Below are 25,411 nucleotides of genomic sequence, written 5' to 3'. Positions count from 1 at the left end.
GTTTGCGCTTCGGGCAGGCCAGATCGGGCCGCGCTCTAGGCTCTTATTTTCCTGGATCGTCTGTACTGGTCGATGACGACGGCGAAGACGATAATGGCGCCTTTGATGATCTCCTGGTAATAGGAGCCGATCTTCAGGTAGGTGAAGCCGGAGGTGATCACCCCGAGGATGATCGTACCGATCAGGGTCCCTGTGATCCGGCCTGCGCCGCCGGCGAGCGAGGTGCCGCCGATGACAGCCGCCGCGATCGCATCGAGCTCATAGGCGGTGCCCATGGTCGGCTGCGCCGAAGCCGCCCGCGCCGCAGTGACCACGCCGGCCAGCCCCGAGAGCAGTCCCGCCACCGCATAAACCTTGATGAGATGCGAGCCGATGTCGATGCCGGAGACGCGCGCGGCCTGCGGGTTCGAGCCGATCGCATAGGTGTATTTGCCATAGCGCGTATAGCTGAGGGCTATATGGGACAGGATGGCGACCGCGAGAAAGATGAGGACCGGCAACGGAACCGGGAAGCCGAGGATGAGGAAGCTCTTGCCAAGCCAGGTGAACTCCGGCGTCAGCAGCGCGATCGGCTGCCCCATCGTATACCACTTGGCGACGCCTCTGGCGCAGACCATCATCCCGAGCGTGGCGATGAAGGGGGGAATGGCGGTCTTGGCGATCAGCACGCCGCTGATCCAGCCGGCCAACAGCCCGACAATCAGACCGGCAAGGATCGGCCATATGGGCGACAGGTCGGTCAGAGCGGGATAAAGCGCGCGCAGATCGGTGGAACTCTGGGCCAGGGACGCGGCGACCATGGCGGTCAGGCCGACCACCGAGCCGGACGCCAGATCGATGCCGCCGGTAATGATGACGTGCGTCACGCCCACCGCCAGAATTCCGATCACCGAAACCTGGAGGATGATGATCGACAGCCGCTGTTGATTGGCAAGGAACGAATTGCCGACAAAAATCCAGCCGAGAACCTCGAATGTCAGGGCAATGCCAACCAGCACAACCAGCATCGACATCTCGCTCTGGAACTTCCTTTTCGGTGCACGCTTTTCCGCCACTGCCGTGGCTTCCGATGAAGTCGTCATCGTCTGTACTCTCTCTGTTCTGGCATAATCTCAGCAGGGGCAGATGTATCCGCAACGGATACATCTGCCGGGTTCACCGTGATCAGTTCTTTTTCAGGTACTGCGCAACGTTTGCCGGATTGACCAGTTCATAGGGAATCCACATCGGCGACTCGACCTTTTCGCCCTTCGCAAGCTTGATAGCTGCGTCAACTGACCCTGCGCCCTGTCCGAGAGCGTCCTGGAATACGGTCACGGCAAGGTCACCGTTCTGCATGTAATGCATCGCTTCCTGTGTCGCGTCGATGCCGGCGATGACGACATCTTTCGTGTCCCAGCCAGCCGCCTTCAGCGAATTGACGGCGCCAAGCGCCATTTCGTCGTTGTTGGCGAGAACGGCAGCGGGCTTGTAGCCTGCGGTTATCCAATTGGTCATCAGGTCCTGCGCCTTGACCGGGTCCCAATTCGCCGATTGCTCATCGATGATCTTCATGAAATTGCAATCGGGGGCAGCGGCGACATCGTGAATGGCCTTGCTTCGCAGAACGGCCGTTTCATTCGCCAGGATGCCCTGAATGATCAGGATACCTGCATCCTTCGTCTTGCCAGAATCCTTGAGAACGCGGCACACTTCCTTTGCCTGGAGGGTTCCCGCAACATATTCATCGGATCCAACAAATGCAGCTTTGGGGCCGAGCTCTTTCACATCACTGGGCGTATTATTCACGTACACCAGCGGGATGCCCGCATCGGCAGCCATCTTCGTCATAGCTGGGGTGGCTGACGTCTCGACCGTATTGACAATAATTGCGTCCACGCCAGCAGCGATAAAGTTCTGCACCTGCGAGAGCTGCTTGTTCACATCGCCTTCTGCAAATTCGATCTGAAGCGGCTGCTTCACCTTTGCGGCTTCATCCTTCACGCCCTGAACCAGAACCGCAAGGTTGGAGTCACTGTGAGAAATCGTGACCCCGATGTCGCCTGCATGAGCAACCGACGCAGTGAAGGTTGCCAGGGTTGCGCCAAGAATCCATTGTTTCATATCATATTCCCCTTTTTATATCTGGTGTCCGGCGGCACCGAGATTTAGCCGGACCGCCCACTCCCGGGGGCGGCCAAAATGTTGCCAGTTAGTTATTCACCTCGGTTTGCGAGCATTTGCAGCGTCGACAAGCGGCTTGAGATACTCCAGCGACACGCGGGCGACCCAATCCGGTTCGATACCCCGCTTGTGAAAGCCGCATTCCATCGACAGATAACCGTCAAACCCTGTTTCCCAGAGAGCATCGATCAGGGCCGGCCAGTCGCCTCGCCCCATACCCGGTGGAAGTCGGTCGTTGTCCGATGCGTGAATGTGGACGAGGTCCTTGCCCATGGTATAGGCGTAGTCGCTCATCACTTCTTTCTCAGCCAGAACGTGGTGCGCATCGAACATCAGCTTTACATTTGCTTCGCCAACGTCCTTCATCATGTCGATGGTGTTGTCGCACGTATTCACGATGTTGCTGTCTTCCGGCGTGGGCTCAATGACGATCTCGACGCCGAAGTCCTGTGCAAATCGGGCGATCTCGCTTATCGCATTCCTCGCCCAATCCCATGCCTGCCGGTAGGTGGTGCCGAAGATATACCAGCCTGGCAGGCAGATCACACGATTGCCGCCCCAATCGGACGTAAGCCGCACCGTGTCCTTGTAATTGTCGATGGCCCAACGCCGTTCTTCAGGAATGGGCGAAGCCACGTTATTGCCCGGACCACCACCATGAGCCGGCAGGGTTGCCGCCAGTTCCAGCTGATAATCTTTCAACATTTGACCCAGGTCCTTCCTGCGCTGAGCGCTCAAAGTCTGGGGAAAGACGTGCGGGCTGGCCAAGCCGATTTCGATTGCGTCATAGCCGATCTTTTTTACACGCCGAATGGTTTCTTCGAGCGTGTAGGCCGGCAGCCATGTCGGATTACTGGCATAAGGCCATGTATGCATTGCAAGTTTAATGGTCATGGAACGCTCCTCAGACGGCAGATTGTTCGATATTTTCCCAGGCACCGGTCTGTCCTGAGATGAGGATTGCCTCTGCGATGCGCTCGATCTGCACGCCGTCCTTGAAGTCCGGCGAAGCCGCCGTCTTGTCGGCGATGGCCTTCAGGAAGTTGTACCATTCGATCGACTTGATATCGATGTAGCCCTGCCCCATGCCGGCAACCGGCCAGAGCTTGTCGCCGAACGGCTGGTTCGGACCGGAATAGATGGTGCGGAAGCCGAAGGCATCGGCCGGATCATCGGCAAAGGCGACGCGCAGCTCATTGAGGCGCTGATAATCGAAGGCGATCGAGCCCTTCGAGCCGTGGATCTCGAAGCCGAGCTGGTTATGATGACCCCAGGAATTGCGCGTCACTTCAATCGTGCCATGCGCGCCGTTCGAGAATTTGATCATCGTCAGCGCGGTATCATCGACATCGACCTTGCCCTTCTCCGTCGACGCAGCCCCGCTTGGACCAAAGAAGCGGCCCGCCGGCAGCGGACGCTCCGGGATGAAGGTCTTGACGATTGCGTTGACCGAAGCGAACTCGCCGACCAGAAGGCGCGCGGCGTCAATCACATGCGTCCCGATATCACCGAGCGTACCAGAGCCCGCCAGAGCCTTGTTGAAGCGCCAGGAGAGCGGCTTTTCCGGGTCAGCGCCCCAGTCCTGCAGATAATAACCGCGGAAGGTCAGGATGTCGCCAATACGTCCCTCCTCGATCAGCTTCCTGGCCATCTGCAAGGCCGGCGTATGGCGGTAGTTATAAGACACCATCGTCACAACGCCGGTTTCTTCCGCAGCCGCAAGCATGGCTTCCGCCTCGGCGACCGTCATCGACATCGGCTTCTCGCACATGATGTGCTTGCCAGCCCTGGCGGCGGCTATCGCAATCTCGGCGTGGGTACTGTTGGGCGTGCAGATATCAACGATGTCGATATCGGGCCGTGAAACGACCTCCCGCCAGTCAGTCGCATATTCCGCAAAACCATATTGCTTGGCAGCGTTCTGCGCCAACTCCTCGTCGATATCGACGACCACCTTGCGCTCAATCTCGATCGGCGCGCCGAACAGGATCGGCACAACCGCCGTCGCTATCGAATGGGCCTTGCCCATGAACCCCGTGCCAATAAGCGCAACATTCAACTTCTTCACTGGTAGGCCTCCATTGGGCAGCACATAATCAATGCCCTTGATCGTAAGTTCCCGCAGCCGTCAAGGCCGTCAAATTCTGGATGTTAACGTATACAACAACACAAAAATCATAATGTCAACGATTACATCCTAAATTTTTGTAGTGTCTCATGATGCCCACGAAAGGGCGCTCGCCAATATCCATTGCAGGTAAAATCGTTAAGTGTCCCCGTCAGTGGACAGGATTGGAACCGCTGGCAGCGTCAAAGTGAAATTGTATTATCTGATAGACCGGCATAAGGGAGTAAGATGCAGAAAGAAGGGTCTGGACTGCTCTAAAAAACACTGTGGCGGCTTCCTGGCCCGCACTTATCAGTCGCTTCCATCCTCACACGCTGTCCATATGCAGAAAGGTCCCTGCGGTGAATTCTCAAAGCATGTGGAAGTATTCCGGCCCAGGACATCGAGAGCCACATGGCCCTTACTCCGCACCTATCGGCCAACCATCTTGTCCGCTATGCTTGAGTTCCAGGATATATTTTTTGGGCACCCTAGGATTCGTATTCGAGTTTTTGCAACATGACCAAGCCCCCAACAGTTCACGATGTGGCCCGTCTCTCTGGATTGTCCACTGCGACCGTTTCTCGATATTTCGGAGGCAAGGCCGATGCAATCGCTCCTGACACGATTGAGAAAGTAAAAAAAGCAGCGGAAGCTCTAGGGTACACACCCTCAGAAATTGGCCGTTCGCTTCGCCTTGCGCGAAGCAGGGTCGTTGTGATGATGGTTCCCGACGCGACCAACCACTTTACCGCGGACGTCGCCGCCTCGGTAGAGAACGCCCTGAAAGAAGTCGGCCTCTCGATGGTTTTGGCAAATGCATCGGAAGACGCCGAACAACAGGACCGTCTCCTTGTCGATGCGCAGGGTTTGCGTGCGAGAGCAATCGTATTGCAGGGCGCGATCGATACGCCGCGCCTTCGGGAAATTTGCGCTCGACAGAACAATGTTATTTTTGTCAATCGTCGCCCTGCGGATGGTATCGTCGCTCCCTATGTTGGCGTTGACAATTATGCGGCGGGTTTCGCCGTAGGGAAACACTTCGCTGAACGAGGGTACCAAAATTGCGTCGCGCTTCACGGCCCAAAAAACTATTCGGGCAGTACCGAGCGGCTAGACGGATTCATCGCGGGTTTGGGCAACTCTTGCGTGGTCCAGCAAATTGAAGGCAACTACACCATGGAATCTGGCTATGAACGTGGCCGGGAGCTGTTGACGTCTTCAAACGCCAAGCGATCCATCTTTTGCGGCAACGACATGATCGCTTACGGTGTTTACCGCGCCGCGTTGGAGCTAGGGCTGAGAGTGCCTGAGGATCTCATATTAATGGGATTTGATGATAATCGCCTGAATGAGTGGCTAGCCCCATGGTTATCAACAGTATCTGTACCGGCGACCGACTTTGGGCCCGCTATCGCCCGCTTGGTCGTCCATCCCCCTAATGTGCCTTTCGCAAGCCAGAATATACTGGTCCCGTTCAAACTTAACTTTCGGGGTTCGGCATAAACACAATACACGGTTTCAAATCCAATTTTTATGCACCAGCGCGCCAAAAAGGAAAACGGCATCTAGACGTTGACTAACCTTGGTTTATATTCAAATGTAATCGTTAACATTGCATTCAATTTTTCTTGGTCGTCGTTTCCCTTAAGGCTACAATGAAAGAAAACTCAGAAAGTTATGACGAATCCTTCCTCGTTGGCGCTATCGTTGCTCGCATGCGCGGCTTGATGGTAGAGGGAGAGTTTCGTGCCGGCGAAAAGCTGTCGGAGCATATCGTTGCAGCTCGATTGGCAGTTTCACGCAATACCTTGCGCGAAGCATTTCGACTACTGACCGCACAAGGGTTGCTTACACACATCCCCAACCGTGGTGTATATGTTGCAGCACCGGACGAAGCAGCAATCATAGATATTTTCAGAGTACGGTCCGCCCTCCAAACCCGAGCGTTACAACTAGCTTACAAAACACATCCCGGTGTGATCCGTATGCGCGCAGCGGCGGAAGCCGGAGAATTGGCGGCGAGCCATTTGGATTGGAAGACAGCGGCGAAACTCAACCTTGAATTTCATCGCGCGATGGTCACGATATGCGACAGCCCTCGAATCGATAGCGCGTTCGATCTCGCATTGGCTGAATTGAGTCTCGTATTTGGTCAGCTGGATGACATTACATGTTTTCATGACCCGTTCCTGCCTCTCAACGCTCGGATTACGTCTCTCATTGAGGCTCAAGATAATTCTGCTGCATTGACCCTTCTTGAATCGTATTTACTGAAATCAGAACGAGCCATCTTGGGTGCCCTCCAGCGAACAAAAAAAGAATCCAAGATCAGCTTCGTTAAGCTACTGGATCGTTCATCGAAAGAATAACCGTGCGGTCTGCGCGTCCACTGACCGTAGCGTGAACGACCTCAGTTTTGGGGTTGAGGCCACTTCAGCACTCAACTCCTTGGGCGTCTTGTTACAGGAAAAGCACGCTTATCTGCCGATCCGGTAGTTTTTTAGGATCGTGTGTGAGAGACGTTGCTCGGCTTATTGATTTCATACCCTACGCTCGGGAAGTGGCACAAAAAGATCAGTTCAGCCCAATTTCAATTCGCCTTTCACAACCTTCGCGCCGAGTTCTAGACAGCCTGGTCGCGTTAGATCGAGATATCTTCGACTCATGGCTTCGATCAATTCGGCGCTATTCATCGCCCCGCCATTTTCATCCTCGAAAGCAAGAAAGTAATCGCGGATAAAATTTACGGCAGCCATCTCCTGCTCGCCGCCTGAGTGTTGATGACCTGAAATGACAATCGACGGTTGATGCCGCTAAGCATTACAAGGGTTCCAAAGTCGATCACTTGTTTCCAGCTCGTAACCTTTTCCATCTGGATAGCTAATTAGCTCCATCTGAAGCCCCCAAGGAGCCAAAAAATATTGCCATATCACGCCGAGATCCGGCCCGTCGCGCTCAACGATCGGCTTTCCCAACATCTTGACATCGTATTTTTTTAGATGTTCGGCTGCTGTTTCGATATCATCGACATAAAAAGCAATATGATGACCCCCAACGTCACTGTTCTTGGGTAAATCCAAGGCTTGGTCCGATGATTGGAATTCGAAAATCTCTAAATTCATGTGCCCACATCGCAAGAATGCCACACCTCGGACTGTTGCCCTTGGATGGACGTTCAATTGATCTTTCATGAAGGTTCCCGTTTGATCCCCAAACGCAGGCGCCCGATAGACGACGATGCAGCCTAGAACCTCACTTAGAAAATTAATTGCTGCGTCAAGATCGGGCACCGTTATCCCTATGTGATCAAGACCACGAAGACCAGGTAGTCCCTTTTTCATTTGTGACCTCTGTACGTTGCTGGGGATTAATCGAGTTAATTATCCTGTTAGCAATTATTCCTGCTGGTCTCTTAGAATAGAGCGCGTCAGTTCGATCGCTTTCCGGCCACACTTCTCGAACAGATTTTCGTGGTCCAAACATTCACACCAACTTGTCGATGCATCGAGAATTGACATGATGAGCTTGATTGTCTGCCGGTCGGGTCTGTAACCCATCTCCGTTGCAGCGGCTTCGAACAGTTGCAAACAAAGTGTAAGCCACGCATCGATTTCGCGCCTGAAATCTGGCTCCAAGAAGCCGCCGACGCGATCCATGCGGACAAGAAGGTCCCATAGGTCTGCCGCTGGAAGGGTGACTTGGTGATGAAGTACCGACAGAACGAGTTTATCCCAAAATTCATCCACCGACGCGGCGGCTTGGATCTCATTCAGGACCGTGTATCCCCAGCGGGAATAGTGCCATCGAAGCGATTCTGAGACTATTTCGCTTTTCCCATCAGGAAAATGGAAATAAATACTCGCGGCCTTAACGTTTGCACTCTTCGCCAAGGTCCGCATTGTTACCGCGGAGTACCCCTCAACTGAGGCCAGTCTCAGGAAAACTTCAAGAATCCTTCTTCGACCGCTGGATAATTCCGACCAGTCGGTCTGATCTAGATGCTCTCTCAGTGCATCACAGGCGCCAAGCACGCTTGATGGCAACATATGTTTTCCTCATTCATTACCTATGGGGCTTCAGTTCGCTGAAGCCCCACTCCAGAACCGCACATGTTTCACTCTCGTATACATTCACCACCACATCCGCTCCGATTGCAATCGGAGTCAGGCACGCCGTCAGAATGGATCACGCGCGCCCGCTAGCCAGCCACCGTCCATTACATATTCGCTCCCATGGACATAATCGGCATCATCACTCCCCAAAAATGCAGCGAGTTTTGCTATCTCTTCCGGCCGGCACCAACGGCGTGCGGGAACTTTGCTAATCGCGAGTTCCATATCGGGGGATGCTGAATTATGTTCTGGAAGCGCAAGCGGTGTCGCAGTTGCGCCAGGGCAAATCGAGTTTACCCTAATTCCGAGATGGCCGTATTCGAACGTTAGCTGACGCGTCAGACCGATGACGCCATGCTTCGAAGCAGTGTAAGCGGTACCCCCACCAGCGGCGCTGAACCCGGACGTCGATGATGTGTTGATAATCGCACCTTTCTTTTGTTTCAGCATGACGGGAATTACAGCGCGGGACATAAGAAAGGGGCCTGTAAGGTTGACCGCCATCACACGATGCCATTCCTCTACGCTCGTCTCATGTGCAGGCGCGTGACCATCAAGAACTCCCGCGTTGTTGCAAAGCAGATCGATCCTGCCCCAGCGGCCAAGGACAGCATCCACTGCCTTGTTCACGCTCTCCGGATCGCTAACATCAACCTTCAATGAAAGCGCCATCTCCGGCTTCATCAAACTTTGTACGGTTTCGACGGCACGGTCGTAGTTTATGTCCAAAGCAGCAACAAATGCGCCTCTGCCGACGAATTCACCGACCATGGCCCGCCCCATCCCGGAACCTGCGCCTGTGACGATTACTACTTTATCCGCATAGTTTGTCATTAATAGTCCTTTCGATTTGAGTTAGAAAGCATTTAACGGCGCCCAACCATCCATTGGGTGATTTTCCCCTCGGTCATTGTCATTCCCCATTTGGGAACGGTGACGGCTTCGATAAGCGACATCGGATTACCTCTTCACGATAGATTTGGCGGCCTGCGCCACAGCGTCGGGGGTCGGCACGTAGGCGTCCTCAAGATTGGGCGCATAGGGCACTGGAGTATGAGGGGCCGTAACGAGCTTGATCGGCGCCTTCAGGGCATCGAAGCACTTGTCCGCGAAGAGCGCCGAGATATCAGTGGCAACAGAGCAGCGCGGATTGGCCTCGTCGACGATGACGATACGACCGATACGTTCGGCCTCCTCAAGCAGCGTGTCTTCATCGAGCGGCGACGTCGTGCGCGGATCGATGATGCAAGCGGAAATACCCTCTGCGGCAAGCTGGCGAGCCGCTTCTTCGGCCACACCGACCATCCGGCCGATGGCCACGATCAGAACATCCTTACCATCACGAACCACGCGCGCCTCGCCGAACGGGATCGTATAAGACCCGTCCGGAACTTCCCCGACCGTGTCATAGAGCATCTTGTGCTCCAGGAAGATCACCGGATCGTCATCCCGGATGGCCTGCAAAAGGAGGCCTTTGGCGTCATAGGGATTGGAGGGGATGACCACCTTCAGACCCGGAATATGGGTGAAGATCGGATAGAGCGCCTGCGTGTGCTGTGAACCGGAGCGGCTGCCGGCGCCATAGGTGGCACGGATAACCAGAGGCGTCTTGGCGCGGCCGCCGAACATGTACCGGAACTTCGCAGCCTGGTTCATGATCTGGTCGAGACACACGCCGGCAAAGTCTACGAACATGATTTCTGCGATCGGCCGAAGTCCCGTCAGGGCTGCACCGGCCGCCGCGCCGATGAAGGCTGCTTCGCTGATTGGCGTGTCACGAATACGCTCCGGCCCGAAGGCATCAAGCAGACCCTTGGTCACCCCGAACGGACCACCCCAGGCGTCTTTCACACCCTTCGCCCCGGCGCCGCCGGTCAGGTCCTCGCCCATCATGATCACGCGGGGGTCTCGTGCCATCTCCGCGTGGAGCGCATCATTCAGAGCTTGGCGAAAAGATTTCTTGGCCATGATCGTGGTCCTTACAGATACTTGACGTAGACGTCGGTCGTGAGAGCGGAAAGCGGCGGAAACGGCGCAGCGCGCGCAGCGCTGACCGCGCGATCGATCTCAGCCTCCACGGCCTGATCCACGGCATCGAGTTCGGCGGCATCAAGAAGCGACACATCCTTGACGTGCTTGCGGAATTTGACCAGGCAATCGCGATCCTGGCGCATCGCCGCCTTCTCTTCCGGCGTCCGGTAGTTGTCCGGATCGCCGCTGTAGTGGCCGTAGTAGCGCGGAACATGGATATGCAGCATCGTCGGCCCGCCGCCAGTGCGCGCGCGCGCGACAGCCTCGCCTGCCGCGGTATAAACGGCGAATACATCCGTTCCATCAACTTCAATCGCGGGAATGTCATAGCTCTCGGCCCGCCGCATGAAGCTGCCGGCGGAAACATGCTCGTTTGCAGTTGCCTCACCAAATCCGTTGTCTTCAATGGCGAAGATAATCGGCAGGTCCCAGATCTTGGCGAGGTTGAAGCTCTCGGACATCACGCCCTCGTTCATCGCCCCATCGCCGGCGAAGGCAACCGCCACCTGCCCCGTCCCTTGAATTTTGGCACTCAAGGCCGCGCCACAGGTGATCGGAGCACCGGCCGCAACAATGCCGTTCGCTCCCAGCATGCCCTTGCGAAGATCCGCAATGTGTTGGGACCCGCCCTTGCCACCGCAGGTGCCATTGGCCTTGCCGAAGAGCTCCGCCATCATGCTGTCGATGTCGACGCCCTTGGCGATCGAATGGCCGTGGCCGCGATGGGTCGACGAGATGTAATCGTCTCCATTCAGGTGCAGACAGACGCCAACCGCGCTTGCCTCCTGGCCGGCATAGAGATGCGTGTTGCCGGGAATGTCACCGGTCGCCATCTCGTCCATCACGCGCTCTTCAAAACGCCGGATCGTCCGCATCGTGCGGTAAACCGAAACAAGTTCGGCGTGCGGTAACTGAAGTCCTGACATTTGCTCGCTCTCTCAGGTTTCCATGTGATTATTGGTATATTCGGTGGATGGATTGGCACCCCGTGTACGGCTGCGGTTCCGGTCAACCGACGCAGCCGGGGTGATCTGCCCCTCTTGGGTGGGGCGGGCCATCAAACACCTTCATCGGAAAAAGCTCAGTAGTTCGCGAAGAAGCGCATCAGGCTGCTCCTCAGCGAGGTAGTGCCCGCAGTTCTCAATTGCCGTTCCTCGAACGTTCAGTGCAACCTTCTCCAATTGCGCAACCAGATCAGGCATTGATCCCTGGTCCGCCCGCACAGCCAAAACCGGCATCCCAAGCTTCGGTTGTTTCGCCAATTGGCGATTTTGCTCGGCGGATATGGTTATGCCGCGATAGTATGCGAGCCCCCCCTTCAGCCCATTCTTGACGAACACGCGCAGGTACTCGGTGAAATCTGCGTTTGAGAAAAAGCGTGGGGCGGCGGCCTTCCTTTCAAGGAACCAACGCAGGTAAACCTCCTCCTTTCCTTCAATAAGAATTTCAGGGAGATCTACGAGGTTGTGAAACGCCACGTGCCACGTTCGCCAGGCGGTGTCAGCAGCCCACGGCAAAAGGTCCGGCAGACTTATTCCGGGAATACCTGTGTCGAGGATTGCAAGCCCGAGAACATTGTCCCGGTACATAGCGGTATAAGGATAGGCAACCCAGGCGCCAACGTCATGCGCCGCAATGTAATGCTCGCGCACATCAAGCCTGTCCATCAGGCCCTGCACCAACTTCGCCGCTGCCGACGTGTCAGCAACCCCAGTCAATCGGTCTGAATCACCTTGGCCGGGCAGATCGAGAGCGATAACCCGATACTTCTGGCCCAATCCGGGCAAAATTTTCCGCCATGCGTACCAGCTTTGCGGAAATCCTGGAAAGAGCACCACGACGTCTCCGTCCTGATTCCCACCCGTCACATAATGCAGACGCACTCCATCAACCGTGGCGAAGGCCCCTCGGTATCCATCAATCCCGACCTGGGGCCACTTTGTCGTGTCAGTCATGTCAACTCCCTCAAAATTTTGATCGCAAAAAGGGGTTCGCAACTCCGCATGGACTTGCGTTATCGGACGAACATTCAATTTCAATGCTCGCGAACCTGCAGCGGGTTCACGTCGTCAAGTTGAGCCTCCAGCGCGTGGCAATGCGCTCCTACGGTTCGCAACAGTGGCCACGATCAAGCAAAAGATCAGGAGGAGTGAAAATACGGCATTGATCGATGGCGTGAATCCGAAGCGCATCTGGTTGAATACCCAGATCGGCAATGTCGGAGCGCCCCCGGAAAGAAAGAGCGTTACCATAACGTCGTCGGCGGAAAGGGTCATGCCAAGGAACGCACCTGCAGCTATGGTTCCCCGTATCATAGGCAAGAGGACAATCTTGAAACTCTGCCACCGGCTGGCACCGAGGTCCAACGACGCCTCCATGATAGATGGGTCCAGACGGCGAAGCCTCACCAGAAGCAGGAGAAACGTCACTGGCATGACAAAGCTCATCTGCCCTACAACGATGCGAGAAATGCCAGAAGGGATACCCAGAATCTCAGTCCCGAGAACCATTTCGATACCGAGAACGACCCCCGGTGTTGCGACTGGCAGAGCAAACGCCAATTCAAAGAATCGGGCGCCCTTCGGTTTCAAATAGTGGACAATCAGGGCAAATGCCGTTCCAACGACGACCGATATGGTGACAACACACAGCGCGACGACGACCGATCGCTGGGCGGCTTCCACCAGGGACGCATCATTCGCCAGCTCGCGATACCAGTTGAGGGTCCATCCTTGCAGCGGAAGCGTCTGAACATTCGCAGCGTTGAACGAGAAAAGAACGATAATCAGGAGCGGAAGATATAAGTACAGGATAGCGAGCGCGTACCCTATGAGGCCGAGGCGCTTACCATGCCGCCCGAATGTGTCGCCATTCGGCTGAAGCGCTCCTTCGCCTTCTCCCCCGACCATCACCCCTTTCACAGGGGTAAGTGCGATCAGTGTGCTGAGAAGGATCACGACACTCAGCATCAACGCGACGGCTATTGCGGCGCCATACGGCCAATTGTTCGCGAAACCAAACTGCGTGGATATGACGACGCCCAATGTCGTCCCGTCGATCCCACCGATCATGGCGGGCGTTACGAAATCACCCACAGTGACCAGAAATGCCAAGGAAAAACCGATAGCAAGATTTCTACGCGTCAGCGGCCAAATGAGATGGCAGAAGGTTTGAAAAGAGGAGGCGCCAGAATCTTTGGCAGCTTCAATCAGATCCTGCGGTATTTTCTCAAATGCGCTTATCGTCGAGATGAAGATGAACGGCACCGAAACATACGCGAAAACAATAACTACAGCGATCGGACTATACAAAAAGGCTTCAGAAGGCGCGTCCAGGATGCCGCTTGAAACTAGAAACCCGTTGAGGAGTCCTGATTGCCCCAGGATGACACGCCAGGCAAATATCCGCATGAGGAGGCTGATCCACAGCGGTAAAACTATCAAGACGGTGAGGAAAGCCTTGCTCTTGGTGGCGACACGACCCACGTAATAGGCCAGTGGATAAGCGATCAACGTCGCGATGAAGCAACCCCCAAAGCTATACGCCAGTGTCCGAAACAGAAGAACCCAGAAGCCGGTGGAATTCCAAAATCTTGCATAATTGCTGAAATTCGGCTCGAAGAGGATAGTCCCCGAAGAACTCCTCAAAAAACTCGTGCCGATCAGAAGAACGTTTGGCATCAACACGACAAGAAGCAGCCAAGCATATACCGGCACGCTTGTGAGCTTTACCGAAAGAGTCCGTCCAAGCCGAGAATATGGCGTGTCCAACCTCGACCCATCGTTAACAACGTCAGTCATGGAACACCTGTGCATTTGAAAGGTCGAATGCAATGTGAACCGGAAGGCCTATCGTGAACGTGTTGTTCCGCAGCGCCGGCACCGCGCCGATAAGATTCACGCCACCACAGCGAACATTGACCTCGCAATTCGTTCCAAGGAAAAGGACGTCCTCAACCCGCCCCTCAAGGACATCATCCTTGGCTCCGAAGTCCGTTGCGGGCTCCAAGGTCACGGCCTCATATCGAATAGCCATTCGAGCCGACCCGGATTTTGCGGATTGCAGCCCGGCGATTTTCCTACCCTCGATCAGTCCCTGGCCGTTCACGAATTCGACAGGGATCAGGTTTGAACGGCCGACGAAGCGGGAAACAAACTCATTTTCCGGAGAGAAGTAGATCTTTCGCGGGGTGGCCAGCTGCGCAATACGACCTTCATTAAGTACGCAAACCCTGTCCGACATCGATAACGCCTCACTCTGGTCATGCGTGACGTACATAAACGCTATGCCGAGCTCCCTTTGAAGCGCCACCAACGTATGCTGCATCTGCTGACGCAGGCGGAGATCGAGCGCGGCAAGCGGCTCATCAAGCAACAGCAATCGGGGACGAGAAACGATTGCCCTTGCTAGTGCCGCACGCTGACGCTGCCCCCCGGAAAGCTGATGGGGAAGACGATCTGCGAAGGCCGTCAATTCCGTCAGAGAAAGCGCTTCCTCAGCCGCCTTTCGTCGCACGGCCTTTGCGTCTCCACGCACCCGGAGAGGATACTCAACGTTTTCCCGCACCGTGAGGTGCGGGAAAAGTGCATAGCTTTGAAACACGGTGCGGACGTCGCGCTTGTTCGGAGGGACTTCGTTGACCAGCCCACCATCCATTAGGATTCGGCCGCAGTCCGGTTTTTCAAAGCCTGCGACGGTTCTGAGAATCGTCGTTTTGCCCGAGCCGCTCGGCCCAAGGATGGAGAAAAACTCTCCCGGTTGCACCGAGAAACTTACCTCCTCCAAAGCCGGCTTGCGCGCCCCATCGTAGGTCTTCGAAACATTGCTCAACGTGAGCACCGAAGCGATTGTATCCGTCATGAATATCACCGACCGTTAGAGAGTTCCTGCAAGGAAATCGTTCCAGATCTGGACACGGCGCTCGACGTCTTCGGGCTCCTTGAAGAATACGAGATTGTTCTTGAAGTCGGGATCATCTGCGTCCGGGATGTTGGTGTCGCGCAATTGCTCTTCCGTTAGGCCGCCCTTACGGGCCTCCTCTGCAGTGAGAACACCATTGCTCCCGGAGAGCTTCATGAATCGGGCTTGCCACTCAACTGACATCGTGTCGTTAATGAACTTGTAAACAATATCCCGCTGCCCCCCCGGCGTTACGAAAATGCCTTCGATCCAAGAAGGGGTTCCCTCTTTCGGAAGGGTGTACTTCGCATTGTTACCCTTCTTTTTCAGCATGTTAACGACGGTAACGTTGTGGCAGTAGCCGAGGAGCGCTTCACCAGTGGCGTAGAGGTTGGCCGCATCGTCAAATCCCCGGGTGACGACGCGCACCTGCGACCGCAACTCGCGAAGGGCCGCGATGACTTTGGAAAACTCCTCGTCAGTCAAATGGAACGGATCCTTCGCTCCGACGTAAAGCGCAATCATCGGGATAGTTACTGTGGCATCGTCAAAGACTGTCACTTTTCCTTGGTATTGCTTGTCCCAAAGAGCTGCCCAGGAAATCGGCGTTTCCTTGATTACGTCGGCGTTATATTGAAGCGGCTGCGTGCCCCAATGCCAGGGAATTCCCATAAGTTCGCCCCCCACGGAAAGTGGATCGCGCCAGCTGAGGCCGGGTAGAATATTGGACGTGTTCGGAACCTTCGAGATATCGAATGGAACAATCTGCCCGATCGTTTTCAAACGACCCGCAGTCGATGCTTCCGAGTAAACTACGTCTGGTTTGACGGCGCCAGATTGAAGTTGGGCAAATACTTCATCAAGTGACGAAACAAAGACAGGCTTGATTTTCGCTCCGTTGGCGGCCGTCCATTCTGCAATCCAGTCAGGCTCGGCATATGTCTCCCAAGTGAGCAGAGTGATCTCATCTTGATCTGCCCGAGCACTGCGTATGAGCGTCGGCGTTGCTAGCGATGCCGACAACGCGGCTCCACTATATTTAAGGAATGTACGGCGTGTCGCGGAAAGTGAGTCCAATTTGGTCATTTCGGTACCTCTCTGACGATAGATTGACACTGCGGTGATGAGTAACCCATCCCGCTCCCCTTTTTTGTGTTCATCTAACTAACGGCAGTTCGATTAATTGGTGCTACAAGAAGCTGGCGGGAGCGATGTTTATGCCGCCAGCTACCGTTATCTTGATAGAACCGTTCAGAATTGGATTTGGCTAAAATGCGCGCTTAGGCTAAAATTCACACGCGGTACGATCCGCCTCCTCCAAAGCGTTACGCCTAATATCCTCCATGAGGGAAACACACACGTCAAATCATCTTTGACGATCACTAGTGATAAGAAAATTTTATCAGTATTCACCGTGCATTTGAAATGTCGGGATGGAATCGACGACTGATAAAAGGACGGGACGGAAGCCTTGTGCGAGAATATAGTTGGGTCATACCATCCCGCGCGACGAAACCGACGCTTTTCGACTCGACGCAAGACTGCAAGTGGAGTTGCCCCTTAAAAACCGGACAGGATCAGGTTTCGGTTTGACGGTTTAAGAACTCACGAGGCGAGCAATAACCCAATGCCTTATGCGGGTGAAGGGTGTTGTAGTGTTCGAACCATGAGGGCAGTTGCGCGATGACGGTCATGGCGTCCGGCAAGGGGTTCACCGAGACGTAATCGCGCTTGAAGGTTTTGACGAAGGCTTCGGCCATTCCGTTGGATTGGGGGCTTCGAACGGGCGTTGAACACGGCTCCATGCCGATATCGATGAGCAGCGATCTGGTGTCCTTTGCGATGAAGCAGGAGCCGTTGTCCGTCAGCCATTCGATTGGCTTTGGAAGGGTGTTGATGAGACCGAAACGGTTCTCAACAGCCGTGATGACAAGGTCCTGGACGTCCTCGCTCTTGATGCCCCCGGTTGTCGCGACATGGGCGATGGCCTCGCGATCACAGCAATCGAGAGCGAAAGCAACGCGCACCTTCTCCTTGTTTTCGCAGCCGATTTCAAACCCGTCTGAACACCAGCGCAGATTGGATTGCTCGACGGCGACACGGCCATCGTGGCGACGAGTGTCACTTGCACCGGTGTGGCGCTGAAGAAGCATGCCGTGGACCTTCATCACCCGGTAGACGCGTTTGGCATTTGGCCATGGACGGTTTTCGCTGCGGGCTTTACGGCGCAGGATCGCGTGAACCCGGCGGTATCCGTAGGTCGGCATGTCATCGATGATCGACTTGATCTCTTCCAACAGTTTCTGATCAGCGAGCGGCGGCCGCCCTCTGGCTCGAGAAGGACGTTGCCTCACACGTTCCGCTATGTTGGATCGGGCGACACCCAGGGTCTCGCACACCGCCGTCATCGCGAACCGTCCTTCGGCAACGAGAGCGAGCGCAACAGGTGTTTTTTTGACCCTGATGCTATCTCAAGCGCTTCCTTGAGGATTTCGCCTTCCATCGTCTTTTTGCCGAGGAGGCGCTGCAGTTCTTTTACCTGGTTCTGAAGCGCTCTGTATTCGGATGCCGGGACGACCTCTTCCTGCGATGCCGTCGCCGTCAGCGCACCTTGCGCCGCCAATTTACGCCAGGCGAACAACTGGTTCGGCTGAATGCCATGCCGTCGAGCAACGATGCTAACCGTGACGTCAGGCTCGTAGGTCTCCTGGACTATCGCGAGCTTCTCCGCTGTCGACCAGCGACGGCGGCGCTCAGGGCCGGACAGCACTTCTATCTTAGGTATGTGACTGGTCATAATGGGCACATTACTCCTAACACTTAACAAGTGGGAGATCGTGTCCGGAGATTTAGGGGGCCACTACAACGCAAGACTGCAAGAAGCAGACTTAGGAGACGGTATGATAGATCTTCGAACTTTGGAAACTTTTGTAGTTGTTGCCGGCACTGGCGGTTTTCATAAAGCGGCGGAGAAGCTTCATACGACTCAACCTGCTGTTTCCGCCCGCATCGCACAACTCGAAAATGAGTTGAAAGTCCGCCTATTTGAACGGGACAACCGCGGCAGCAGGCTCACCGTGAAAGGAAGGGAAGTCCTGCAATATGCAGAGCGGATTCTGGCGCTGCGTATTGAAATGATCACCGCAGTCTCAGGATTTGACGTATTGGAAGGGACGGTACAATTAGGTGTATCCGAAACACTCGTCCATACTATTTTACCTGAACTCCTTAGACAATTGAGTTGTGTTTATCCGGGTATCACCCTCGAAATTAGTGTCGATAGTTCGATCAATCTCACAAATGCTCTCATCGGTGGCGGCCTGGACGTGGCACTATTGATGGGGCCAGTGGCGGCTACGGGTTTTTCGAATATATCACTCTGCACCTATCAACTGAGCTGGATCGTCCATAAAGATTTTCCTTTAACGCTCAGGCCGTTAGCAATTGAGGATCTTTCTGCATTTCCTATAATTACTTTTGCACGTCAAACACACCCGTTCTGGCATATAACGGCGTTATTTGAAGCCGCTGGGTTACGTCATATGCGAATATTTTCGAACGCGTCACTCTCTTCAATAATTCAAATGGCACTTGATGGAATTGGCGTGGCAGCTATTCCACCTCAAGTCGTTGCCAAACACATCAGAGACGGAAATTTGCGTGAACTTACAGTTCGTGAAGCGACGTTACCTGAAATGTACTTCACAGCTAGTTATTTGAAGAGCAACGGTGCTCCCTTGCGAGAGGCGGTCGCTACCCTCGCGCATGACGTGGCCAAAGATTTCACGAAGAAAATCTTCGACGCGAAAAACTGCAGTTAATCCATGAGTTAAGTGCCAGCCGCCTGATATCTGCCTTGGAATATCTCGCGGAGTTTAACTGACGACTGAACCGCACCGGTTTTGCCGGAGGCTCCAACTTCTGAGAGAGTGGAGCCGATGTGAGCAAGACAACGAACAAGCTTTCACCTGAAGTCCGTGAGTGTGCGATCCGCATGGTCCTGGATCACGAAACAGAACATCCGTCACGGTAGGCAGCCGTTTTTTCTATAGCGGCGAACGAGCAGGCCTGCCGAGTGACGTGGCCGAGAAGATGAAGGCTCTGGAGCGTGAGAACCGTGAGCTTCGCCAAGCCAACGAGATATTGCGCAAGGCGTCTGCTTATTTCGCCCAGGCGGAGCTCGACCGCCCCTTCAAACGATGATCTCGTACATCGATGAACACCGTGGCGTGTTCGGGGTCGAGCCGATCTGCAGACTACTGCCGATTGCTCCATCAACCTACTACGAGAACGTCGCCAAGCGCTTGGTGTGGACCGCCTGTCGGTTCGCGCCCGCAGCGATATCAGTCTGAAGATCGAGATACGACGGGTGTTCAATGAGAACTTCCAGGTCTATGGCGTGCGTAAGGTCTGGCGGCAATTGCAGCGGGAGGGCTTCGACACCGCCCGTTGCACTGTCGCCCGGCTTATGAGATCGATAAGCCTGCAAGGGGGTCATTCGAGGAAAGCCAATCCGCACGACGTACTCGGACAAGACAGCTCCAAGCCCGCTTGACCGGGTAAACCGCCAGTTCAAAGCCCCAGCACCAAACAGGCTGCAGGTTTCAGACTTAACCTATGTCGCCACCTGGCAGGGCTTCGTCTATGCGGCTTTCGTGATCGACGTCGTCGCATCGTCGGTTGGCGGGCCAGCCGGACAGCACACGCAAGCTTTGTCCTAGATGCGCTAGAGCAGCGCACTCCATGATCGGCGTCGCGCTCATGGAGGCGGTCTCGTGCATCACTCGGATCGCGGCGTCCAATACGTGTCCATTCGGTATTCCGAGCGATTGGCAGAAGCTGGCATCGAGCCGTCTGTCGGAAGCGTTGGCGACAGTTACGACAATGCCCTCGCCGAAACGATCAACAGTCTCTACAAGGCCGAGGTCATCCATCGGCGCGGGCCATGGAGGAATTTCGAAACGGTGGAATTCTCCACTTTGGAATGGGTCGACTGGTTCAACCACCGACGACTTACGGAGTCCATCGGAAACATACCGCCAGCCGAGGCTGAAGAACGCTACTACGCCGTGCTGGACGAACCCGCTATGGCCCATAACTTAAACCAAATGGCTCCGGCAAACCCGGTGCAGTTCAGCGAGCCGGCAGTGTTCTACCGTGCCGATAGCAACCATCATCAGCTGTTCGAAAAGCTTCACGCCATCGGCTGAAGGCTGAAGGCTAAAGGCTTTGTCCTTCATCACCCCGTCAGGCGAGGTGATGTGATAGCCTTCTTGAAAAGCGCGGTCATCGCATCACTGATGCCCTGCGACGGGCTGACTTCGAAGAACAGCCCCGGCGAAGCGCAGGACTGCATGCGTGCACCGATTTCCGGCTGAAACGGCTTGATCCAGCTATTATACCAGTCGTTGGTCGGTAGCGGCAGGTAGGTGGTGTAGAGCACGGCGATGCGAAAACCCTTTTCCTTCAGCTTCGTGCAATATTTGAGGTCGATCGGTTCCTGACAGCGGCCGCCCGTCGTTTTTTTGGTGCAGGTGGACGGCTTGTAGCTATCGCCGACGCCATCGGTCACGAAGAAGACGATCTTTTCCGGGCTCGCCGAACTCGCGCCCGTGCCCGAAGAGCCGATCTTGTCACCAATCTGGGTCAGCGCCCGGTCGAAATCCGTCTGCTGGTCGTTGTTGAACCCTTGCTTGGGGATCGACATCAGGTCGACTTCAGCGGCTTTCTTCTTCGCTGTCGCCAGATCCGATGTCAGCGGCACGACTTCAAGCAGCTTTGTATCTTCGGCTTTCTCTCCGAAGGAATAGACTGCCATGCGATATTGATTGCTGCTTTTGCGCATGGACTTTGCCGTATCCATAAGGCTCGCTGTCGCCTTTGCGACCACATTGATGCGCGTGGTCACGCCAAGGCTTTTAGCCTTGTAATAATAGCTGTTCGTATCCACCACACCGTCCTTCACGATATGACAGGCGAAAGCGCATTTGTCGCTCGTATTTGCAACCATGGTGGCAACATCGGTCGGCGTGGCGCCGACACCCATCGAAGGGGTATTATCAAGAAGGACGTAGAAGTCGCTGAAGGTTTCCGTCTCGTATTTGGCTGTCGCCCTGCCCGAAACGGTGATGAGATCTTTTCCAAGTATCTGCGAAAGCGTGGTCCCGACGGATGCCTTGAAGTCGACGGAGGATTCGATGGCGTTTCCGCGCTTGATCACCGACACATCGAGAGACAGGAGCTTGTAGTCCGAATTGGCCCGCTTGTTGGCATCGAAGAAGGCCGAGGCTTCATCACCGCCAAGCGTAACGACACCATCACCCGACATTTCCTTCGCTTTATGAACGCTCGCCGACGTATCGGCAACCACCGCAAGCGCTGCGGCATCCGCCGCCATCTGCAGGTCCGATTTGACGGTCATGCCGTGCGTCACATCAAGGGCCACACCGGCAACCCCGATCAGCGGCACCATCAGCAAGGCGCTGAGAATACCGAAATTCCCTGATTTATCCTGCCAGATATTTTTCAACTTCGCCCCCGAAACCCTTGTGGAGGCGAGACTTAGCCAAATATTGTTGAAGGGCAGTTTCAAAGGATAACTAATTTTCGATAAATCTAATTTCCTGAATAACTAACGTTGAAATCGAAAACAGGCGGCGCAACCAACCAACCAAAAAATATATATTTTTATTTTAAGAGACCTGAATCTAACAGCATCTATAAGGTCAACAACGTCAATGCGTGCGCAAAACGCGTTTTTAGGTTGCTATTTCCACCGTCTTGTCTCCGGTCTGCGCAATTATTGGTCTCGGCCGAGGAGCTTACCTCCCTCATCGAAGTGATGAATGAGGGGCCGGTTCGTAAGGGAGATTAAATCAATTTTTACTTAAGTTGTTCATCATTCTCCGATCAGTTTGGGATTGAGGAGGGGAACAATGAGGACGTTCGTTATTTCGTTATCGTTTATGTTAACGTTAACATCATCGGTCAATGCAGCGACAATTGGAATTTCGGTAGCTGGCCTCGACGAATTCAACACGACGCTACTAAACGGACTCGTAGATCATGCCCGTAAGATGTCGGGAACCAAAGTTATTAGCGCGGATTCAAAAGGTGATGGTGAACTCCAAAAGAGACAGGTCGCTGATCTGATCGCGCAAAAGGTCGATGCGGTAATAATTCTTCTTGCGGATGGTGATCTGGGCGCTCAATTGACTCCAATCGCGTCAAACGCCGGTGTTCCCCTTGTCTTCGTGAACAACGTGCCAGCAAATGTTGCAGATTTGCCCGCGAACCAAGTGGTTGTTGCATCGGACGAAAAGGAGTCCGGAACTCTTCAGGCCAAGGAAGTCTGCAAACTCCTGAGCGGCAAAGGTCGCATTGCTGTACTTGTCGGCGAACCCTTTCATGCCGCTGCCCGGGCACGCACGCAAGACATAGACGATGTCATCGCGACGAGCGAATGCTCCGGTCTTAAGGTTGTTGAACGCCAATCCGCGTACTGGTCGCCGGAACATGCCGACGCGCAGGTACAGGAATGGCTTGCCGCCGACGTTGAGTTCGACGCAATCCTGGCCAACAATGACGACATGGCGCTTGGTGCCATCAGCGCGCTCCGGCGCAACAATATTGGGCCAAAGGAAGTCATCGTCGCTGGGATTGATGCTATCCCGCCAGCAGTTAAAGCAATTCGCGACGGCGATCTTAAGGTTACCGTGTTTCAAAATGCAGCCGCCCAAGGAGCCGGCGCGGTTGAAGCGGCGCTAAAACTTGCTCAGGGCCAGTCAATACCGCGGGAAATTTACATCCCATTCGAGTTGGTCACTCGGCAAAATGTCGAACAATATTTGTTGGAAAGCCACTGATTTCGTGAGGCTGTGATGAATTACTGGAACAAACTGAGCATACGAGCTCAAATAACGATTGGATTTCTTCCTCTGATCTTTTTCATGAGTTTGCTATCGCTCAATGTCGTATCGGGCATGGATAAGCTCACCGCAATTTTTTCCTCTTACCGCGCCACGGTCGGCGAAAGCCTTGCAATTTCGAACTACAGCGATCGCCTAAATGATATTAAGATGTCTGTAGAGGCATTTCGGTCCGCGCCCTCGAAGGAGTTGGTTGAGCGCTTCAAATCCGGTGTCAGCTCATTCGAGAATAATGATCCGCGAATTGCGCAGAATTCTGCCCTTCTGGCAGCCCTTGTTACCATCCGAACACAAATATCCGCTTACGATCAGGCATTCGACAAAATTGTGTCGTTGCAAGCTCGCCACGATTTGCTTGCATCGAAAGTTACAGAGTTTGGCCCTTGGACCAGTGTGGCATTGAATGACGTATTACGGAGCGGGTGGAGGCAGAACGACTTACAATTGGTCTACGCCACGACGCAGACACTGGAAGCACTTAATCGTAGCCTCTATGCCTCAGAGCGTTTTGTTGCGACAGGTGATCTCCAAGCCTACGAAAGGGCCCAAGCCGCTCTTAACGAAGCCTTGGGACTAAATACGACTGCGACGAAAAACGCCCAGAATGAGTTACAACGCACCCGCCTTGCCGGTGCCGCCCAGCTCATGCAAAACTACACATCACGCCTTCGTGAGATGCGGGATGTCTGGAGTGAGACCATCAACATCCGCAAGACGGAATTGAATGAACTGGCTCCCAAGATCGCGAATGGTTTTCAGTCACTTCAAACAGCCGTCGCAAGTACGCAGACCTCGTTGGACGCCTCAGTCGAGCAAACAATGTCTTCTGCGACAACCACCACTTTGATTGTCAGCGTCGCATTAGTCATCATCGGCCTCGCTCTTTCCTACTATCTTGGGCGATTAATTTCAGGCGCGGTGCGGAAAATGGCTATATCAATGGAAAGATTGGCACGAGGCGAAAACCTCGAGGATTTCTCGGGCGCTGCTAACCGCCATGAACTTGGTGCCATGGCCCGCTCGCTGGTGGTGTTTCAGGAGACAAAGCACGCCAAGATACTCGCCGATACCAGAGCAGAAGACGCCCGGCTCGCCTCGGAAAAGCAAAGACGCAGCCAAGAGCACGAGCGTATTGCTGATGCGACAGCAATGGAACAGGCATTCATCGAAATTTCCAGAGGCCTGGATTCCCTGGCCTCGGGAGACTTGACTGCGCGGATTAGAGAAGTGGATCCACGCTATACTGTCATCCGCGATCGGTTCAATGAATCTGTAACAAGCCTCGAAGGGGCATTCGGCGCCGTCATCCAGGCCGTTGGCACGATCCGTTCTGGACTTGGCGAGATTTCGACGGCGACCAATGATCTTGCGCGCCGTACAGAGCAGCAAGCCGCCTCGCTCGAGGAAACGGTGGCAGCCCTATCGGAAGTGACGCGTGGCGTCAACGGAATGGCAGAAGGTGCCGCTCATGCCAATGATGCCGTTTCCACCGCCCAAGCAAATGCCGAGAGAGGTGGAAAAATTGTCGGCCAGGCAATCTCGGCGATGAACGAAATTCAGAACTCTTCGGCACGAATTGAAAGCATTATCGGCGTAATTGACGAGATTGCATTCCAGACTAACTTGCTTGCACTCAATGCCGGGGTCGAAGCCGCCCGGGCCGGAGAAGCCGGAAAGGGCTTCGCGGTCGTCGCCCAGGAGGTGCGTGAGCTTGCTCAACGCTCGGCAAATGCTGCCAAAGAAATCAAGCAGCTCATTTTCACATCATCCACACAAGTCGATGTTGGAGTTCAGCTGGTCGGGGATTCCGGGGTTTCTCTCAACGAGATTGTCAAGCAGGTGGGCGCGATGAGCATGACCGTGAAGGATATTGCGGTCTCAGCCCGTGATCAGGCCCTCAGTCTGCGAGAAGTTTCCGCCGCCGGAGATCAGATGGATAAGGTCACTCAGCAAAATGCAGCGATGGTAGAGCAAACCACTGCCGCCGCCCAGAGCCTTACACATGAGACGGAGAGATTGGCCATGCTGATTGGAAATTTCAAAACCGGCAATCAATACGGAACCGAACTTCTGCCCTACGCGATTGCATCTTAAGCAGCTACCTGCCGCGCGACCTCACGGGCGCGCGGCATTAATCGGAGGATTCATAGCCTCTTCGGCCACAATAC

The 25,411-nt window shown here is 54.6% G+C and carries 21 protein-coding genes, 1 pseudogene and 1 other annotated feature; of the genes and pseudogenes, 6 read left to right on the top strand and 16 right to left on the bottom strand.

Annotated features, from left to right (window positions below; translation table 11 throughout):
- Positions 1 to 35: 35 nt before the first annotated feature.
- From GSF67_RS25255 to GSF67_RS25240, 4 genes are all read right to left on the bottom strand, one after another.
- Entirely contained in the window at positions 36 to 1,082 is a 1,047-nt protein-coding gene (locus GSF67_RS25255) for an ABC transporter permease (RefSeq protein WP_045025142.1), read from the bottom strand.
- Positions 1,083 to 1,164: 82 nt separating this feature from the next.
- Positions 1,165 to 2,103 carry a substrate-binding domain-containing protein gene (locus GSF67_RS25250; RefSeq protein ID WP_006316472.1) on the bottom strand — a complete coding sequence of 313 codons (939 nt, stop codon included), beginning with the start codon at positions 2,101 to 2,103 and terminating at the stop codon, positions 1,165 to 1,167.
- A gap of 96 nt (positions 2,104 to 2,199) precedes the next feature.
- Complete coding sequence (locus tag GSF67_RS25245; RefSeq protein WP_006316471.1) at positions 2,200 to 3,057, bottom strand: sugar phosphate isomerase/epimerase; 858 nt, start codon at positions 3,055 to 3,057, stop codon at positions 2,200 to 2,202.
- 10 nt (positions 3,058 to 3,067) lie between these two features.
- Positions 3,068 to 4,231 carry a Gfo/Idh/MocA family protein gene (locus GSF67_RS25240; RefSeq protein WP_176072106.1) on the bottom strand — a complete coding sequence of 388 codons (1,164 nt, stop codon included), beginning with the start codon at positions 4,229 to 4,231 and terminating at the stop codon, positions 3,068 to 3,070.
- 558 nt (positions 4,232 to 4,789) lie between these two features.
- On the opposite strand from GSF67_RS25240, the gene GSF67_RS25235 reads away from it, so the two are divergent.
- Together GSF67_RS25235 and GSF67_RS25230 are read left to right on the top strand one after the other, a co-directional pair.
- Positions 4,790 to 5,776, top strand: coding sequence for a LacI family DNA-binding transcriptional regulator (locus GSF67_RS25235; protein ID WP_006311584.1), 987 nt, complete (start codon positions 4,790 to 4,792; stop codon positions 5,774 to 5,776).
- A 152-nt stretch (positions 5,777 to 5,928) separates the two neighbouring features.
- On the top strand, positions 5,929 to 6,642 hold the full coding sequence (locus tag GSF67_RS25230; protein ID WP_006311583.1) for a GntR family transcriptional regulator: 714 nt from the start codon (positions 5,929 to 5,931) through the stop codon (positions 6,640 to 6,642).
- Positions 6,643 to 6,852: 210 nt separating this feature from the next.
- On the opposite strand, the gene GSF67_RS25225 is transcribed toward GSF67_RS25230, so the two are convergent.
- The 11 genes from GSF67_RS25225 to GSF67_RS25175 all read right to left on the bottom strand — a co-directional run bounded on the left by GSF67_RS25225 (position 6,853) and on the right by GSF67_RS25175 (position 18,112).
- Positions 6,853 to 7,029: a hypothetical protein gene (locus GSF67_RS25225; RefSeq protein ID WP_006311582.1), complete on the bottom strand. Its 177-nt coding sequence runs from the start codon at positions 7,027 to 7,029 to the stop codon at positions 6,853 to 6,855.
- A 57-nt stretch (positions 7,030 to 7,086) separates the two neighbouring features.
- A complete protein-coding gene (locus tag GSF67_RS25220; protein WP_006311581.1) occupies positions 7,087 to 7,614 on the bottom strand; it encodes a VOC family protein in 528 nt (175 codons plus the stop codon).
- Positions 7,615 to 7,668: 54 nt separating this feature from the next.
- A complete protein-coding gene (locus GSF67_RS25215; protein ID WP_006311580.1) occupies positions 7,669 to 8,319 on the bottom strand; it encodes a TetR/AcrR family transcriptional regulator in 651 nt (216 codons plus the stop codon).
- Positions 8,320 to 8,448: 129 nt separating this feature from the next.
- Positions 8,449 to 9,219 (bottom strand): SDR family NAD(P)-dependent oxidoreductase, encoded by a 771-nt coding sequence (locus GSF67_RS25210; protein ID WP_006311579.1) that lies wholly within the window; start codon positions 9,217 to 9,219, stop codon positions 8,449 to 8,451.
- 126 nt (positions 9,220 to 9,345) lie between these two features.
- Entirely contained in the window at positions 9,346 to 10,353 is a 1,008-nt protein-coding gene (locus GSF67_RS25205) for an alpha-ketoacid dehydrogenase subunit beta (protein WP_176072105.1), read from the bottom strand.
- Between the two features lie 11 nt (positions 10,354 to 10,364).
- Entirely contained in the window at positions 10,365 to 11,342 is a 978-nt protein-coding gene (locus tag GSF67_RS25200; RefSeq protein ID WP_128822121.1) for a thiamine pyrophosphate-dependent dehydrogenase E1 component subunit alpha, read from the bottom strand.
- 141 nt (positions 11,343 to 11,483) lie between these two features.
- On the bottom strand, positions 11,484 to 12,371 hold the full coding sequence (locus GSF67_RS25195; protein WP_035214839.1) for an alpha/beta fold hydrolase: 888 nt from the start codon (positions 12,369 to 12,371) through the stop codon (positions 11,484 to 11,486).
- Between the two features lie 114 nt (positions 12,372 to 12,485).
- Positions 12,486 to 14,216: an ABC transporter permease subunit gene (locus GSF67_RS25190; protein WP_006311563.1), complete on the bottom strand. Its 1,731-nt coding sequence runs from the start codon at positions 14,214 to 14,216 to the stop codon at positions 12,486 to 12,488.
- Positions 14,209 to 15,276: an ABC transporter ATP-binding protein gene (locus GSF67_RS25185; RefSeq protein ID WP_035214840.1), complete on the bottom strand. Its 1,068-nt coding sequence runs from the start codon at positions 15,274 to 15,276 to the stop codon at positions 14,209 to 14,211. The genes GSF67_RS25190 and GSF67_RS25185 overlap by 8 nt, the downstream gene beginning before the upstream one ends.
- A 15-nt stretch (positions 15,277 to 15,291) precedes the next feature.
- A complete protein-coding gene (locus tag GSF67_RS25180) occupies positions 15,292 to 16,401 on the bottom strand; it encodes an extracellular solute-binding protein (RefSeq protein ID WP_006311565.1) in 1,110 nt (369 codons plus the stop codon).
- Positions 16,402 to 16,892: 491 nt separating this feature from the next.
- A protein-coding gene (locus GSF67_RS25175; RefSeq protein ID WP_085944109.1) for an IS3 family transposase occupies positions 16,893 to 18,112 on the bottom strand; the annotation gives its coding sequence in 2 pieces (ribosomal slippage) (positions 16,893 to 17,773 and positions 17,773 to 18,112; 1,221 coding nt in all).
- Between the two features lie 103 nt (positions 18,113 to 18,215).
- On the opposite strand from GSF67_RS25175, the gene GSF67_RS25170 reads away from it, so the two are divergent.
- Both GSF67_RS25170 and GSF67_RS25165 read left to right on the top strand, forming a co-directional pair.
- On the top strand, positions 18,216 to 19,136 hold the full coding sequence (locus GSF67_RS25170; protein WP_006311544.1) for a LysR family transcriptional regulator: 921 nt from the start codon (positions 18,216 to 18,218) through the stop codon (positions 19,134 to 19,136).
- Between the two features lie 173 nt (positions 19,137 to 19,309).
- A pseudogene (locus GSF67_RS25165) lies at positions 19,310 to 20,525 on the top strand (IS3 family transposase).
- Positions 19,473 to 19,589 (top strand) — a sequence feature (AL1L pseudoknot). (Overlaps the previous pseudogene by 117 nt.)
- 29 nt (positions 20,526 to 20,554) lie before the next feature.
- Here GSF67_RS25165 and GSF67_RS25160 read toward each other — a convergent pair.
- Positions 20,555 to 21,844: a pilus assembly protein TadG-related protein gene (locus GSF67_RS25160; protein ID WP_035214833.1), complete on the bottom strand. Its 1,290-nt coding sequence runs from the start codon at positions 21,842 to 21,844 to the stop codon at positions 20,555 to 20,557.
- 406 nt (positions 21,845 to 22,250) lie between these two features.
- On the opposite strand from GSF67_RS25160, the gene GSF67_RS25155 reads away from it, so the two are divergent.
- Together GSF67_RS25155 and GSF67_RS25150 are read left to right on the top strand one after the other, a co-directional pair.
- The gene (locus GSF67_RS25155; RefSeq protein ID WP_006311550.1) at positions 22,251 to 23,180 is read left to right on the top strand and encodes a substrate-binding domain-containing protein; all 930 of its coding nucleotides are present in this window, start codon (positions 22,251 to 22,253) and stop codon (positions 23,178 to 23,180) included.
- Positions 23,181 to 23,195: 15 nt separating this feature from the next.
- Positions 23,196 to 25,337: a methyl-accepting chemotaxis protein gene (locus GSF67_RS25150; protein WP_006311551.1), complete on the top strand. Its 2,142-nt coding sequence runs from the start codon at positions 23,196 to 23,198 to the stop codon at positions 25,335 to 25,337.
- The last annotated feature ends 74 nt before the right edge of the window (positions 25,338 to 25,411 follow it).

The organism is Agrobacterium sp. CGMCC 11546, assembly GCF_013365515.1.
GTDB classification, from domain to species: Bacteria; Pseudomonadota; Alphaproteobacteria; order Rhizobiales; family Rhizobiaceae; genus Agrobacterium; species Agrobacterium fabrum.
Note: the sequence above shows the minus strand (reverse complement) of the source record. Positions and strands in the feature narration are given on the sequence as shown.

Coding starts and splice junctions, on each gene's coding strand:
- GSF67_RS25255 (WP_045025142.1), bottom strand. CDS start 1,082: ATGACGACTTCATCGGAAGCCACGGCAGTGGCGGAAAAGCGTGCACCG.
- GSF67_RS25250 (WP_006316472.1), bottom strand. CDS start 2,103: ATGAAACAATGGATTCTTGGCGCAACCCTGGCAACCTTCACTGCGTCG.
- GSF67_RS25245 (WP_006316471.1), bottom strand. CDS start 3,057: ATGACCATTAAACTTGCAATGCATACATGGCCTTATGCCAGTAATCCG.
- GSF67_RS25235 (WP_006311584.1), top strand. CDS start 4,790: ATGACCAAGCCCCCAACAGTTCACGATGTGGCCCGTCTCTCTGGATTG.
- GSF67_RS25230 (WP_006311583.1), top strand. CDS start 5,929: ATGAAAGAAAACTCAGAAAGTTATGACGAATCCTTCCTCGTTGGCGCT.
- GSF67_RS25225 (WP_006311582.1), bottom strand. CDS start 7,029: ATGGCTGCCGTAAATTTTATCCGCGATTACTTTCTTGCTTTCGAGGAT.
- GSF67_RS25220 (WP_006311581.1), bottom strand. CDS start 7,614: ATGAAAAAGGGACTACCTGGTCTTCGTGGTCTTGATCACATAGGGATA.
- GSF67_RS25215 (WP_006311580.1), bottom strand. CDS start 8,319: ATGTTGCCATCAAGCGTGCTTGGCGCCTGTGATGCACTGAGAGAGCAT.
- GSF67_RS25210 (WP_006311579.1), bottom strand. CDS start 9,219: ATGACAAACTATGCGGATAAAGTAGTAATCGTCACAGGCGCAGGTTCC.
- GSF67_RS25205 (WP_176072105.1), bottom strand. CDS start 10,353: ATGGCCAAGAAATCTTTTCGCCAAGCTCTGAATGATGCGCTCCACGCG.
- GSF67_RS25200 (WP_128822121.1), bottom strand. CDS start 11,342: ATGTCAGGACTTCAGTTACCGCACGCCGAACTTGTTTCGGTTTACCGC.
- GSF67_RS25195 (WP_035214839.1), bottom strand. CDS start 12,371: ATGACTGACACGACAAAGTGGCCCCAGGTCGGGATTGATGGATACCGA.
- GSF67_RS25190 (WP_006311563.1), bottom strand. CDS start 14,216: ATGACTGACGTTGTTAACGATGGGTCGAGGTTGGACACGCCATATTCT.
- GSF67_RS25185 (WP_035214840.1), bottom strand. CDS start 15,276: ATGACGGATACAATCGCTTCGGTGCTCACGTTGAGCAATGTTTCGAAG.
- GSF67_RS25180 (WP_006311565.1), bottom strand. CDS start 16,401: ATGACCAAATTGGACTCACTTTCCGCGACACGCCGTACATTCCTTAAA.
- GSF67_RS25170 (WP_006311544.1), top strand. CDS start 18,216: ATGATAGATCTTCGAACTTTGGAAACTTTTGTAGTTGTTGCCGGCACT.
- GSF67_RS25155 (WP_006311550.1), top strand. CDS start 22,251: ATGAGGACGTTCGTTATTTCGTTATCGTTTATGTTAACGTTAACATCA.
- GSF67_RS25150 (WP_006311551.1), top strand. CDS start 23,196: ATGAATTACTGGAACAAACTGAGCATACGAGCTCAAATAACGATTGGA.